At 41.9% G+C, this 12,675-nt stretch carries 17 protein-coding genes and 1 tRNA gene; 4 read left to right on the top strand and 14 right to left on the bottom strand.

The window, feature by feature from the left end; genetic code table 11:
* Positions 1-5 precede the first annotated feature (5 nt).
* The 3 genes from msrB to IPH92_04540 all read right to left on the bottom strand — a co-directional run bounded on the left by msrB (position 6) and on the right by IPH92_04540 (position 2,246).
* Positions 6-1,613 (bottom strand): peptide-methionine (R)-S-oxide reductase MsrB, encoded by a 1,608-nt coding sequence (gene msrB, locus IPH92_04550; GenBank protein QQR64796.1) that lies wholly within the window; start codon positions 1,611-1,613, stop codon positions 6-8.
* 68 nt (positions 1,614-1,681) lie between these two features.
* Complete coding sequence (locus tag IPH92_04545) at positions 1,682-2,044, bottom strand: hypothetical protein (protein QQR64795.1); 363 nt, start codon at positions 2,042-2,044, stop codon at positions 1,682-1,684.
* On the bottom strand, positions 2,034-2,246 hold the full coding sequence (locus IPH92_04540) for a helix-turn-helix transcriptional regulator (GenBank protein QQR64794.1): 213 nt from the start codon (positions 2,244-2,246) through the stop codon (positions 2,034-2,036). Before IPH92_04540 ends, IPH92_04545 begins: the two co-directional genes overlap by 11 nt.
* Positions 2,247-2,410: 164 nt before the next feature.
* Between IPH92_04540 and msrA the strand changes: the two genes are divergently transcribed.
* A complete protein-coding gene (gene msrA / locus IPH92_04535; protein ID QQR64793.1) occupies positions 2,411-2,938 on the top strand; it encodes a peptide-methionine (S)-S-oxide reductase MsrA in 528 nt (175 codons plus the stop codon).
* A gap of 210 nt (positions 2,939-3,148) precedes the next feature.
* The gene (locus IPH92_04530; protein QQR64792.1) at positions 3,149-4,009 is read left to right on the top strand and encodes a hypothetical protein; all 861 of its coding nucleotides are present in this window, start codon (positions 3,149-3,151) and stop codon (positions 4,007-4,009) included.
* 93 nt (positions 4,010-4,102) lie between these two features.
* Here the strand turns inward: IPH92_04530 and IPH92_04525 are convergent, their stop codons facing one another.
* From IPH92_04525 to IPH92_04500, 6 genes are all read right to left on the bottom strand, one after another.
* On the bottom strand, positions 4,103-4,735 hold the full coding sequence (locus IPH92_04525) for a heme-binding protein (GenBank protein QQR64791.1): 633 nt from the start codon (positions 4,733-4,735) through the stop codon (positions 4,103-4,105).
* Between the two features lie 126 nt (positions 4,736-4,861).
* Positions 4,862-5,311 carry a pyridoxamine 5'-phosphate oxidase family protein gene (locus IPH92_04520; protein ID QQR64790.1) on the bottom strand — a complete coding sequence of 150 codons (450 nt, stop codon included), beginning with the start codon at positions 5,309-5,311 and terminating at the stop codon, positions 4,862-4,864.
* A gap of 163 nt (positions 5,312-5,474) precedes the next feature.
* Positions 5,475-7,253: a peptidase S8 gene (locus IPH92_04515; GenBank protein QQR64789.1), complete on the bottom strand. Its 1,779-nt coding sequence runs from the start codon at positions 7,251-7,253 to the stop codon at positions 5,475-5,477.
* A 12-nt stretch (positions 7,254-7,265) separates the two neighbouring features.
* The gene (locus tag IPH92_04510) at positions 7,266-7,583 is read right to left on the bottom strand and encodes a hypothetical protein (protein ID QQR64788.1); all 318 of its coding nucleotides are present in this window, start codon (positions 7,581-7,583) and stop codon (positions 7,266-7,268) included.
* A gap of 87 nt (positions 7,584-7,670) precedes the next feature.
* On the bottom strand, positions 7,671-8,414 hold the full coding sequence (locus IPH92_04505; GenBank protein ID QQR64787.1) for a ZIP family metal transporter: 744 nt from the start codon (positions 8,412-8,414) through the stop codon (positions 7,671-7,673).
* A 6-nt stretch (positions 8,415-8,420) separates the two neighbouring features.
* Entirely contained in the window at positions 8,421-8,846 is a 426-nt protein-coding gene (locus IPH92_04500) for a transcriptional repressor (GenBank protein ID QQR64786.1), read from the bottom strand.
* 70 nt (positions 8,847-8,916) lie between these two features.
* On the opposite strand from IPH92_04500, the gene IPH92_04495 reads away from it, so the two are divergent.
* Entirely contained in the window at positions 8,917-10,083 is a 1,167-nt protein-coding gene (locus IPH92_04495; GenBank protein ID QQR64785.1) for a YibE/F family protein, read from the top strand.
* A gap of 164 nt (positions 10,084-10,247) precedes the next feature.
* On the opposite strand, the gene IPH92_04490 is transcribed toward IPH92_04495, so the two are convergent.
* Positions 10,248-10,508: a type II toxin-antitoxin system mRNA interferase toxin, RelE/StbE family gene (locus IPH92_04490; GenBank protein QQR64784.1), complete on the bottom strand. Its 261-nt coding sequence runs from the start codon at positions 10,506-10,508 to the stop codon at positions 10,248-10,250.
* A gap of 1 nt (position 10,509) precedes the next feature.
* Complete coding sequence (locus tag IPH92_04485; protein QQR64783.1) at positions 10,510-10,791, bottom strand: type II toxin-antitoxin system RelB/DinJ family antitoxin; 282 nt, start codon at positions 10,789-10,791, stop codon at positions 10,510-10,512.
* Between the two features lie 146 nt (positions 10,792-10,937).
* Here IPH92_04485 and IPH92_04480 point away from each other — a divergent pair, with 146 nt between their 5' ends.
* Complete coding sequence (locus IPH92_04480; protein ID QQR64782.1) at positions 10,938-11,486, top strand: HAD-IA family hydrolase; 549 nt, start codon at positions 10,938-10,940, stop codon at positions 11,484-11,486.
* Between the two features lie 303 nt (positions 11,487-11,789).
* Here IPH92_04480 and IPH92_04475 read toward each other — a convergent pair whose 3' ends face one another.
* From IPH92_04475 to IPH92_04465, 3 genes are all read right to left on the bottom strand, one after another.
* The gene (locus IPH92_04475) at positions 11,790-12,047 is read right to left on the bottom strand and encodes a type II toxin-antitoxin system mRNA interferase toxin, RelE/StbE family (protein QQR64781.1); all 258 of its coding nucleotides are present in this window, start codon (positions 12,045-12,047) and stop codon (positions 11,790-11,792) included.
* 5 nt (positions 12,048-12,052) lie between these two features.
* A complete protein-coding gene (locus IPH92_04470; protein QQR64780.1) occupies positions 12,053-12,265 on the bottom strand; it encodes a ribbon-helix-helix protein, CopG family in 213 nt (70 codons plus the stop codon).
* Positions 12,266-12,538: 273 nt separating this feature from the next.
* Positions 12,539-12,609, bottom strand: a tRNA-His gene (locus IPH92_04465).
* Between the last annotated feature and the right edge of the window lie 66 nt (positions 12,610-12,675).

Raw genomic sequence — 12,675 nt, 5'->3', positions numbered from 1 at the left:
ATTATTTATTTCATGTACGTAACGAGATATGCATATCCTTCTTTCTCCATATCAACTCGTGGAATAAAACGAAGTGATGCGGAATTCATACAGTACCGTTTACCGCCACGGTCCTTCGGTCCATCGTCAAACACATGTCCCAAATGTGAGTCGGCGTAGCGAGAACGTACTTCTGTTCGCTTCGAGAAAAAAGTATTATCTTCATGGAGTACTACCATTTCAGGTGAAATTGGCTTTACAAACGAAGGCCACCCAGTTCCGGAGTCAAACTTATCATTTGAGAGAAACAGTGGCTCACCCGACACCACATCGACATACACGCCTTCCTCGTAATTTTTGTCATACTCATTGGTGAACGGACGCTCAGTACCTTCCTCTTGGGTTACTTCAAACTGGATTGAAGTGAGAAGTCTTTTTAGTTCCTCCTTCGTGGGCTTTACAAAGGAATCCCACGAACCCTCTTTTGAAACTGAATTTTCTTTTTTCATATTATTTTTTTCGTTATTAGAGACTATAAAAAGGTGTGCATCATTGCCCCAATACTTTTTAATGAATGTATCCCTTCCCGATGCCGACCTGTAATAGGTATAGCGAATTGGATTTTTCTCTGAATAATTTTGATGATATTCCTCAGCCGGCCAAAACGTGACGCGAGGAGTTACCAAAAGTGGGAGTGGCTCGGGAAAAACACGGAGTGCATCGATTGCTTTAATTACTCGGTACGCCTCTTCCTTTTCTCCCTCACTTTCATAGTAAATTGCCGGAGCGTATTGTTGTCCACGATCTCCAAAGGACCCTTTGTCATCTGTGGGGTCACCGTGCTTTATAATATGCTCCACGAGATTGCCATACGACACCGTATTCGAGTTGTAGGTCACCTGCACCACTTCACGATGTCCACTTTCAGCGTAATTTTTATAAGTTGGACTCTCCGCTTCCCCACCTGCATACCCTGAGACTACATCAATGACACCATTAACTTTTTCGAGATCATGCTCAACGCACCAAAAACATCCGTTTGCTAATAGCGCAGTTTTTTCTACGACTGCACTCTCTTGCAGAATAGTACGCTCTGCCTGAACTTCTGCTGATTGACTTATAGTATCTGTTTTCTCTATTACAACTTCCGGTACTTGTACTTCATCGGTCATTATCTGTGTACCGAAATCTGCGTAGTTAAAGAGAACTCCAAACTGTTTACACCACGTCAGCACGTATCGATACTCTAAAATATCTACTTCGCTGGGAATAGTGTAATTTATATTTCCTTCTGTCCCGCGTATTTCTCCAAGATTTACAAACTCTTTTCCTTCAAGATCTTTACTCAGATACACAAACAAATCCGGACCATTGATGGTCTTGAAATTCTCGTACCGAACAATCATTCCTTCTGGGGAATCAATAAGCTTCACAACACCTTCTGCGGGATGCCCCTCGGTGCCAACTATCGGATACTCCTGAATCTCCGATGACATGAGGGTACTTGATGCACTACTGTTGGTCATCGGTGCATCTTCAGTCAGATGGACAGTTTTGAATATTGGAGAAAATGCGTAAAACAAAAAACCGAGTACCACTAACCCCAGAGCGACAATAATAATCTTTTTTATCATATTTACTATTGTATACAATAAAACTCAAATGTAAAGGCTACTTTACATTATGCATAGGGGATAACTGACTACTGATTCTTATCACTCCATATGCGCGTAGCAATCTTTGCCACACTCATGAAAACAAGGGTGCTCACGAGCCACGGATCAACCGTGTGGGTATACCCCTCCACGACAATCCCGAGTATCAAGACTGCTGAACCAACCAAAAACGCATTCCGTCCCGCAAGTGTTTCGTGCACGGCATCGCGCTCATCCACCGTTTTTTCTCGGAGGAGAAACGTTGCAAAAACTCCGAATAAAATGAGTGCAAGTCCCAGCATTCCCATTACCATCATGTCGGGCATCCAAAAGTCAAACGGATTGAGCAAAAGAATTGCAATGATTATGAGACACAACATCGTGCCGACTTCTATAAGATTATTTTTCATACGATATAGTAAATAATTTTTCAACAGGCACGTTAAAAAAACCTGCTATCTTGAGGGCCAATAAAACGGAGGGTGTATAATTACCTTTCTCAAGGGCAATAATTGTTTGACGGCTCACCCCCACAGCACACGCAAGTTCCTCCTGAGTAACTTCACGATGCATGCGGTATTCGGATACACTGTTTTGTATGCATGTATGCATACTGGTTATTCTATACAGCATCTACTCGTGTGTAAAGTTATCTTTACACACTGACACATCTTCCCTGATGAACAAAAATAACTTATGGTGAAGAAAGTGATTTAGGTCGTCACGACCGATACTGTATCAACGGCATTTCGCTTGAAATGCATAATAAATAATATATGTCACAAAATTACAAAAAAGCAGTGTTGGCGGGGGGTTGTTTTTGGGGGTTAGAAGACTTGCTCCGAGCACAGCCTGGTATTGTTGATACCGAGACAGGTTATACGGGCGGAAAAAATGATAATCCGACCTACGAATCTCACCCTGGTCATGCCGAAGCAGTTGAAATTACTTACGACCCCACAGTTACTACCTACAAAAATATCCTTGACTTCTTTTTTCAAATCCATAATCCAACGACACTCAATCAGCAAGGAAATGATAGAGGAACTTCATATCGTTCAGCAATTTTTTTTGCGACCGAAGAAGAAAAGAATACGGCAGAGGAAATGATTGCAGTAGTGAATGAATCGGGTCGATGGGATGATCCTGTCGTAACTACACTTGAGCCACTCACACGTTTTTGGCCAGCCGAAGACTTTCATCAGGATTATCTACAAAAAAATCCAAGTGGCTACACGTGCCACGCCATCTATTTTGACAGTTACCTAACTGTTCCGAGTGCTATCGAAAAAGAAAATCGTTAAAGAATAAATCAATCGACATTGTCCATTTTTTGGGAGTCGGTTCAGAGGGGATGGGGTATTGTCCATCCGTCAATTCTGGGTGGGACTAGGGATGCTTTGGTCACAAGAGAATCAGGCTAAAACTTGAATAAAAATTTGACAAACTAATAAAACAGACGTAAAATTTTTTATAGAAGTTGCATATACTCAACCATTTCCAAGGAGGTTGCCATGGCTGAATCAAGACAAGACAAGTTATATCGTTTACAACTCGAACGTGAGCGTGAGATAGAACGTGTACGAGATATGAGGTTCATCCGAACCTTACTCAAAGAAGTTGTTGAGACTCACGAGTGTGGAGGATTTTGCTACCCAATTTCACCACTGACTATTCCCTTCTGCCCTCCGCTTCGCATAACACCAACGGTTAAATTCGGTCTTCCAGACGGACTCGATACATACTCTCTCGAGGGTATGTATACGAAGGTCGTGTTTTGGGAAAAAGAATCTGCTATCTATTTCAATATGGATGCACTGTACAAAACACCGAGGTGCATCGAGGATTTTCGAGAAAGAATCGAAGATGATAAGGATTTCAGCAAAAAACTTGGTCTCGTGGGAGAATTGCTCTTAACATTCACAGATGCTCCGACGACGCGAGAGGAGTTGGCTTCCCTTATTTCAAGAGAGTTGGGGAAATATCTCCTCTTTGTACGTCTTGCCAAAGAAAAGCAGAGTTGGCTTCATGCGGCAGATACTATCAGCGCACCCGACCTTGCGGCTCAAATAATCAAAAACGGTATCATCCGATACTTTGAACGGTTATACGTTCCGCCAAGTTCGACAGTTGCAGACTATGTATGGGAACGAGACAGTGGAGATATGATGCTTTCAAAACAACATAGTAGTCTCCGCTCCTGGTATATTGATACATGTGGTGTTGATATTGTTTCACCGGCACTTACGCTCAAAGGAGATGTGGCACTTCAATATATTATCGAGCATAGACTAGATATAATGCCGGACTACCAACTACTCCGAATTCCTCAGTACGGAAAAGATGTACTCCACGCACTCATGAACGCACATTAGCAACAGACAGCGATCAATTTACTTCCCGAAATTCTTTAATAAGAATTTCGGGATGTTTTTTAAAGAGTTGAACATCATACACCCCAAACACTTCTATTCTATCGGGATAATAATTTCGTTACGGAGCATAAGCGGCATGGAGAGTGGTGGATTGTATTGCGCGACTTGTATGTCGCCAATCGGGGACACTTTGTCTCTTTCGAGTAAAGAAATGAGTTCTTCTTTTTTCTTTTCTATGCGCGTTGGAGTTGGGTACCAGGTAAATGTGAGGGCTGCCACGGTGTGTGCGGGGACTTCGCGGAGCGTGACTGCGGTGTTGTTTGGGATTGGCAACGTCTCAAGTGTATATGTGGATGGTAATACAAAAGCGATTACTCTCTCACCTGTTGCACCTTCTGTACTCAGCACAGGGGACGTCATTGAAATTTTTTCAGACACCTGACTTTCTAAAACCGGCGCTGTCATTGCGATTCCCTTTTTGCTCACATTATTCCCAAAAATATAATCAGCAATAATTTGGAAACCACTAGTGACTGCTTCTTGCCTGTTTCCCGACACCTTGGTCTCAGCCACTATATAAGGCTTGTATTCACGCACCTCATATCCATCCCTATTTTCAATTATTGTATAAGCAGGTTTTTCAATAGTACGGACAACAAGATAACTTCCAAGTGTCCACAATACAATGAGTACAATGATTCCTATAAAAACATAGTAGATATTCATGAGTGCAGTATACCAAACAAAACCAACAATCACTCATAAAGTGATATTATGCGCGATACACTCTCCGCTCACTATCACCCAATATAAAAACGCCGGCCCACGAGTGGGCCGGCGTTTTTAATATCACTACCAAGAACGAATCTGTGTAAGGTCCACAATACAAAGTTCGCCACTTTCGGCATTAAGCCAGCGCACGAAATTAGGAGTGAGTTTAAACATGACAAAATCTTCTGCTCCTTCCACGTAATATTTGGAACGATTCTTTTCTTTGAACCACCGATGCACATTTTCTTGATCATGCGGAGCGAGTTCTTCTACCGTGCCACGAATATCCACTACTCTAAGTGGGTCGACTGCTTCTTCAATAACTGAAAGAGAGACGACAGGCTGATCAATAATGTGTTGATATTTTGAAAATGCCTTGCGGGTACCAAAGAACACATTCAACTCATCATCAATGATGTAGAGCATGAGTGAGGTGGTAGGCAAACCATCTTCATCAGAAATAGCAAAGACTGCTTTACGATGATTGTTTAAAAAATCAATGATGGTATGGCGAAGAGTTGCTTGTTCCATATATTCTTTTGCTAGGTACTAATTATACTGAAAGTATAACAGACCAATACAGATATTGTCAGCATGGGTACTGCACTTCTCTATGGTATGCCGACCAATTTTGTATGTGAGTATATAATAATAAACAAGGACAACCTCCGATGTCTATTATCAAATGAGGACTCTAATAGGCAATCACTGTTACGTTATCGACATTCCCATCTTCACTGCTCCCAGACACTGTGGCGCGAAAACGAAGTTTAAGGGTGGCAGAAGTATTCAGATCGTTTAAGTTCAGAGTATAGTTGTGCCAAACGTTTTCAGCGTCAACATTACCACGAAGTCTCACATATTCATTCCATGAAGTACCACCATTCGTCGACACATCAAATGCTATGTATTCACCACTGTCAAAGTCGTTTTCTATTAACCAAGAAAAAGAAACTCTGGCGTTAGTTTTGCCACTCAAATTTATACCAGGAGATGATAATAAGGCATTGGTGGCACGACCATCAACTTCAGCTGAACGTTGTCCTGTGATCTTTCTCTGAGTCGAAGAAAGCCAATCATTTTGACTATCCTGGCTCCAGCTTCCAAGACCACTTTCAAAGCTTTCACCATGGACGTTAATTTCAGTTGATGGTTCTGGTTCTGGAGGGGGTGTGTTTTTAACACCAAGAGCGGTCGCTACATTGAGAAGTCCGTGACCATACACATCATCACGACCTGAGACACCAAGGTCATCAGCTGTTCCTTCTAAAATACTCCGAACTAACGAAGGTGAATGAGTGCCCTGAGCGATAACCATGGCGGCGGCGGCCGCTACGTGAGGTGTTGCCATGGAGGTACCTTGATAAAAGTAGTAGCCAAAACTGTTTAGAGCACTGCCAAAAGTTTGCTGGAGAATGCCGTCGCCATAGCCATCACCATTCTGATCAACGCTGGTATCTCCACCGGGCGCAACAATATCAAGTGAACTACCATAATTAGCATAACTCGCTTTAGACTTGTCAAAACGAGTAGCACCTACCGCGATTACGTAATTGTCATAGGCAGCTGGATACGACACCGAGCCGGCGCTATTGTTGCCAGAAGCAGCCACAATAGTTACACCCTTTTCGTATGCGTATCGCAACGCGTCTTCAAGATATGTGGCTCCGGAAGAACCCCCGAGAGACAGGTTGATTACTTTTGCTCCGTTGTCAGCGGCAAATCTGATGCCTTCTGTAATGTCAAAGTACGTGCCACTCCCATTTGCGTCCAGAACTTTAATGGGCATGATTTTTGCTCCATACGCGAGACCACTCACACCTTCGCTGTTGTTGGTTGTGCCGGCAATAGTGCCCGCCACGTGCGTACCATGCCCCTCATCATCATTAGGATGAGTATCGTCATTTACGAAATCGTAACCAGGGACAAAAGTGGTTCCCGCCAAGTCAGGAGCTCGATAATAATTAATTCGGTCGAAGAACCAACTTCCTTGCTGATAATTCTCGTATGCCACGCCAGTGTCAATTATTGCCACGACCACTCCCGAACCGGTACTCACATTCCATGCCTCTTCGGCACCAATGCCATTGTTTATCGGATTATCAAAATTCCACTGGTTTTGATATTGTGGGTCGTTGGGAACCAAAAATGCAGAAGCAATGTAATTTGGTTCGACATACTCAACATCATTCCTTTGTGAGTAGTCAGAAAGTAACGTTTCGACAGATATTCCCTTTGACCTGATTAACCGAGGCACATCATCATTTGCAAACTTAACCACCACTTCATCGTCTCGAAAACTACTAAAACGCTTTTCTAGTCCTCGTAGACGCTCGTCTACTCGCGCTTCCATTCCTTCCAATCGCTCGGTCGAAACTGCGCCTCGGTCGTCTCGTTCACTTCCCCTAACTGAAAAAGGAATCACTACGGCTACTGATAATAATAAAACAAGAGTATTTTTAAAAAACTTCATATACCACTAATATTACTCCAGAACGCCCTCATGAACAATTTTTGTTTCTTTTCTATATATGATATATGCAAAAATGAAGACGGAAAAAATAATCGTAGTATTAACCCAAAAAGCCTCACTCATGAAGTGTGATCCGTAATCGTACCCACCAGGAAAATAAAATTTTATCGGAAACCCTGATGCGAAGACTTCTCTCACAAACTCAGTTGTGTTTGTTTGTCTATCAGAAAAAATTCCAATGGTGATACCGTTACTTGGTGGTAGAAAAACCGTTGCATAACTTGCTGTAGCAGCAGCAATAAAAATTGTTAGTGTATTTTTTATTTTCATTTACCTATACTATCATTTCACCATCAACTTCCCTGTCACAAACCCCAAGGAAATAGCGTGTCAGTCCCAACTTCTCTGTTTGTCCTCCTACTCCAACGCAAGCAACGCTATCATAGATACAACACCAATAATTATTGCAATCACCTGTGCAATACCGTGGCCGATACGACTATCTTTATGGAGTTCTGGTATCAAGTCAGAAAGTGCAATATATATGAAACCTCCTGCGGTGAGTGGGAGGAGCCAGAGTGCAAATTGGTCAGTCACGCTTCCGAGCATAAGCGCCACGAGCGCACCTACCACTGCTGTGAACGCCGACACAAAGTTGTACCAAAGTGCTTTCGCTTTCCCATATCCCGCATGAATGAGTACGCCGAAATTACCCATCTCTTGAGGAATCTCGTGAAGGATAACGGCTATCGTCGTAGCAATACCAACTTCAATTGATACCATGTAACTCGCGGCAACCAAGAGTCCATCAATGAAATTGTGTACTCCATCCCCGAGGAGCACCATCTTCCCGACTGCATGAGTATGTTCTTCTGCATGTTCCTGCGTATGATGATGCCAGTGCAAAACCTTTTCAAGAATAAAGAAAATAAGAATACCTCCAATAATTAAAACAGAAATTATTGTCGGATCAGGTAACTCTTCATACGCTTCAGGAATTATATGAACAAACACATCCCCGAGAAGCGCTCCTACCGCTAAACTCACCAGAAGAAACACACTCTTATTGAGCAAATCTCTTTTAAGCACCAACGTGAGTGCACCCACAAATGATATGAGGCTGATAATCAGGACACTTATAAGTATATAGACTGGAATCATATTACATTATGTAGTTGCCACACATTTCTTGCATTCACCAAAGAACTCAAGGATGTGGGCATTAATTTTTATAAACTGTGTTGATTCGCGCATCAATTTCTTCTGAAGTGTCCCTACTGAACACTCCTCTATTTCTTCAATGACCCCACACTCGCTGCAGACGATATGATGATGATGAGGTCGATCGGGAGCGTATTCAAAATACGCCGTTCCTGAATGAAAATTAATCCGATGGACAATTCCTGCATCACTCAAATCAGCGAGTGATCGATAGAGTGTTGCTTGATCGGGGGCTTTTCCTTTCCACTCTGTCAAAATATCATGTACAGAGAGAGGCTGACTCGCAGTCTCAAGAAGTTTCAAGAGTGCCACCCGTCCTTTGGTGACTCGAAACCCTTTTTCTTGCAAGAGTTGTGGAAGTGAATGTGTCATTTTTTGATTATACACTAATGCAAGTCATTCGCAATAGTATCCCCACCGCCCTGCGTGTATACTAGTGCGTATGCGACAATTTTTTATATTCGTATCTGTGGCAATGGTAACCCTTCTCTTCCCTGTGCATGCTTCATTTGCACAAGCTGAATTGATGTCCGATACCGTGACACTCATGAAGGCTCGCGTTATGGCGATTGAAAAAGAAGAAGCAAGACCCGTTGAAGGGACTGGTGCCACACATTCGTTCCAAACAATTAGGGTGAAAATTTTGGACGGCGAAGAAAAAGGGAAAGTTATTACTGTAGAAAATGATTATTTTAATCTCGATGAAGGTGAGACTTTTTACTTGATGCATACCGTAGATCAATACAGTGGTCTCGATTTCTACATGGTAAACGACCCCTATCGTCTGCCCCAGTTATTTTTTCTTGTGGGGCTTTTTGTATTTATCGTATTTATTTTTGGAGGAAAACAGGGTATGCGAGGACTCGCAAGTCTTGTGGGGAGTTTCCTTTTTATCTTCTATGTACTCCTTCCCGGCATCATGCATGGGTATTCTCCTCTTTTGATCACGGTTGCAGTATCTTCGCTCATAATCATTCTTGGCTCCTATATTACCCACGGATTTACTCGCACTACATCTGCAGCGGTACTCGGAATGATTTTTACCGTTACACTCACAGGGCTTTTTGCATATTGGGCGGTTCGTATGACACGACTGAGCGGTTTTGGATCAGAAGAGATTGTGTACTTAAACCTTAATGCTGGTGGTTCGATTGATGTTATCGGACTTCTCTTAGGAGGAATCATTATTGGACTCCTCGGTGTACTGTATGACGCAGCAATTGGTCAATCCGTCTCAGTGGAAGAACTCACTCGCATAGCTCCCCATGTGCCGAGAAAGACTATCTACCAGCGTGCACTTCGTATCGGACGAGAGCATATTGGAGCACTCGTGAATACACTTGCTATTGCCTATGTGGGGGCTTCACTTCCCCTCCTTCTTTTGTTTTATCAGACCTCAAGTGGAACATTAGGTCGTATCATCAATACTGAAATCTTCGCTACAGAGATAGTACGAATTATGATTGGGAGTATTGGACTTGTACTTGCGGTACCTATCACGACGTTTGTTTCCGTTCTCATGCTCGTTAAGAAACCAGAAAAGGAAGTGAGCGCACACACTCTCTCTGAGGAAACAGAAGCACTTAAACACACCAACCACAAGCACTAAAGATTTGAGTATTTCGCTCGTGTCTATGTTAAGGGGCAAGGTTCACAGTCACAATTTTCGTTTTATTATATTGTACAGAGACAAAATAAGTTGTAGGTGGTGCAGTTTTTCATCTCAAAAGTATATTAAATCTACCCAGCCTTCTCGTCTCCTATCTCATGCAGTTACTCATACAACTCACTATGTGAACCAATCGCTACAAATCTCACAACATCTTTTTCAATCACAAAATATATGGCTCTTGTATCGCCGGTCACGTTGATACTAAAGTGGTCTTTCCATTTCCCTAATAGTCCATGGTTGCGAAGGGTTGGATTCTGAGGGTTCACTGTAAATTTTTCCAGAGTAACAACAGTTTTCTTTTTAGTGGCATTCGGAAGTTTTGAGAAATCTTTCTCAAACTGTTTCGAAAGAATGTATTGCATACTAGAGAGACTTTAGATGGGCTATAAATTCTTCTCCTGTTTTAAATGGCCCAATAAAATCACCTGCTTCATATTCTTTTTGTGCTTGTTCGAGAATACTTTCGAGGTACGGTGTTGGACGATATTGATTAGCTGAAAGAGTGATTTCCTTATCACGAACAAACTGCTTCAAAAAAGCATTCATGACTGTACTGAGGGGAACACCCAGTTCGCTTGCCACTTTTTGTGCGTCCGCTTTAAGCTTTTTATCTGTTTTTATATTTAAAATAGTATGCGTATTCATATACCAAAGTATATATTTTAGTATTATTTATGTCAATATGTTTGAACTGTGCCTGCCCCGTATCAGCTCTGTTGTACGACCGAGGCTTGAGGGTTTGGGTGATGCGAGTATTAATATTCCGAACTTTGAAATGATATAATTTACAGATGACGTATATTTTTGATTTTTTTGGAGTAATTTCAAGTAATGTTGCTAATCCGTGGTTCACTAAACATTTGCCAAATTATGATATTACAGAATTACGAAATAACTACATACATGATGTTGATCTTGGCAAGATTCCATTCAGTGTTTTAATCGATGAACTCGCAAAAATAACAAATCAAAGTAGTGAAGTAACCACAAAGCAATGGAGAGAAATGGCGATCATTGACCAAGAAGTCATTACAGTGATTAAAAGATTGAAAAGTTTGAACCCTGTTGCACTTTGTTCTAATGCCCCCTCAGATTTAATTCGTCCCATCTTGAAAGAGAACCAATTAGAATCTCTCTTTGATGTAATCGTAATTTCTGGAGAGGTTGGAATGGTTAAACCTAATAATGATATTTTTAGACATACACTCAGTCTACTGGGGGTAGAGGCAAATCAAGTAACTTTTATCGATGATAGTGATATTAATATAGACGCTGCCAGTCAACTGGGAATGAAGTGTATCTTATATAAAAAAATATCTGACATTAGCAGTCTGTCGTAGTTAAAGCCCAACGTCTTATAAGGCATTTAGTATGCTGAGACGTCGTAGAGTGAAAAATAGGATGGGACCCGTTCTGCAAGAGGTTGCCAACTCGTTGGAGGTGAGAAATGCTGGGGGCATTTCGAACGCCTGAACAGTCTCTGTATAGAGATGTTGACCTAGAAATTAAGGAGAGTCTTACTCGACTATAATTTCGGAAATACTCTTGTGGTAAGAACTGTGTTTGAGAGATTGGGCGATACGAGTATCTATATTCCAGAGTTTCAGGTGGAGCTTGCGTGAATTACCCCACCCTACTGTTCACTATTTATATACATCGTGATCACCGATTGCAAGAAGCGCGACCTCGTTTTTTGAAATAGGCGTATAAATAATTCGAATCTGGTAGTTCACTGAGAAGCTGTATCGGTTCTTTAATTTTCCTTTGAGCTTATGTGCCTTGAGTTGCGAATGTGTAGGATCTTCTGTAAACAGTTCAATTTTTTCAATAGCCTCTTCTTTGAGGGCATGCTCAAGTCTTCGAAACATTCTTACAAACTGCGGTGTATATGCAATATTCATATACACTATGAAAGCAAAATTTTTCGTGGAGCACCACGAAGCAACTTCCCTTCAGACACTTCCTGTTCGGCTCTGAGTACCGCATTGATTGCCTCCTCCTCACGATAATGTTTGATTGCCTTCCTGATTACCGCAACACGGTTTACACCAGTAATTTCGGTAAGCTCTTTAAGCGCTTTTTCAGCTTCAGCATTAAGTGGCACAGAGATTGTAGTCATAAAATTAGTATTACTTTTTAATACTTTATTATAATACATTGGTTTTTTCCACTCTGCAAGACCCAACGTAGATGATTTGATTCTTTTCTCTTTAGGGCGGCTACCGGGGTAATCTTTCATTACATGAACGGTACAGTCTTCATATCTCATTTCGCCCAGAGGGCTCATTGCGATATATTCAGACTCTTCGATTCCCGGACGGAAGCAAAGCCTTTTGCTTCCTTAGCCGCCCAGACATCTAAAAAACTCCCGAAGGAGTTTTTTAGATGTCTGGGCGGCTACCGGGAATCGAACCCGGACGGCCGGCTCCACAAACCGGAGTTCTACCACTAAACTATAGCCGCCATGTGGTACGCATAGTTATAGCGGTTTTTAGACAAAATGTCGAGACATAAAAATAAAAACCTATG

This window comes from Candidatus Kaiserbacteria bacterium (assembly GCA_016699245.1).
Taxonomy (GTDB): Bacteria; Patescibacteriota; Minisyncoccia; order Phycocordibacterales; family UBA918; genus Damh-18.
The sequence above is the reverse complement of the archived record's forward strand: the minus strand, read 5'-3'. Positions and strand labels throughout refer to the sequence as shown.

Excerpts from the sequence above, each read along its gene's own strand:
- msrB (QQR64796.1), bottom strand. The coding sequence starts at position 1,613 with ATGATAAAAAAGATTATTATTGTCGCTCTGGGGTTAGTGGTACTCGGT.
- IPH92_04545 (QQR64795.1), bottom strand. The coding sequence starts at position 2,044 with ATGAAAAATAATCTTATAGAAGTCGGCACGATGTTGTGTCTCATAATC.
- IPH92_04540 (QQR64794.1), bottom strand. The coding sequence starts at position 2,246 with ATGCATACATGCATACAAAACAGTGTATCCGAATACCGCATGCATCGT.
- msrA (QQR64793.1), top strand. The coding sequence starts at position 2,411 with ATGTCACAAAATTACAAAAAAGCAGTGTTGGCGGGGGGTTGTTTTTGG.
- IPH92_04530 (QQR64792.1), top strand. The coding sequence starts at position 3,149 with ATGGCTGAATCAAGACAAGACAAGTTATATCGTTTACAACTCGAACGT.
- IPH92_04525 (QQR64791.1), bottom strand. The coding sequence starts at position 4,735 with ATGAATATCTACTATGTTTTTATAGGAATCATTGTACTCATTGTATTG.
- IPH92_04520 (QQR64790.1), bottom strand. The coding sequence starts at position 5,311 with ATGGAACAAGCAACTCTTCGCCATACCATCATTGATTTTTTAAACAAT.
- IPH92_04515 (QQR64789.1), bottom strand. The coding sequence starts at position 7,253 with ATGAAGTTTTTTAAAAATACTCTTGTTTTATTATTATCAGTAGCCGTA.
- IPH92_04510 (QQR64788.1), bottom strand. The coding sequence starts at position 7,583 with ATGAAAATAAAAAATACACTAACAATTTTTATTGCTGCTGCTACAGCA.
- IPH92_04505 (QQR64787.1), bottom strand. The coding sequence starts at position 8,414 with ATGATTCCAGTCTATATACTTATAAGTGTCCTGATTATCAGCCTCATA.
- IPH92_04500 (QQR64786.1), bottom strand. The coding sequence starts at position 8,846 with ATGACACATTCACTTCCACAACTCTTGCAAGAAAAAGGGTTTCGAGTC.
- IPH92_04495 (QQR64785.1), top strand. The coding sequence starts at position 8,917 with ATGCGACAATTTTTTATATTCGTATCTGTGGCAATGGTAACCCTTCTC.
- IPH92_04490 (QQR64784.1), bottom strand. The coding sequence starts at position 10,508 with ATGCAATACATTCTTTCGAAACAGTTTGAGAAAGATTTCTCAAAACTT.
- IPH92_04485 (QQR64783.1), bottom strand. The coding sequence starts at position 10,791 with ATGAATACGCATACTATTTTAAATATAAAAACAGATAAAAAGCTTAAA.
- IPH92_04480 (QQR64782.1), top strand. The coding sequence starts at position 10,938 with ATGACGTATATTTTTGATTTTTTTGGAGTAATTTCAAGTAATGTTGCT.
- IPH92_04475 (QQR64781.1), bottom strand. The coding sequence starts at position 12,047 with ATGAATATTGCATATACACCGCAGTTTGTAAGAATGTTTCGAAGACTT.
- IPH92_04470 (QQR64780.1), bottom strand. The coding sequence starts at position 12,265 with ATGACTACAATCTCTGTGCCACTTAATGCTGAAGCTGAAAAAGCGCTT.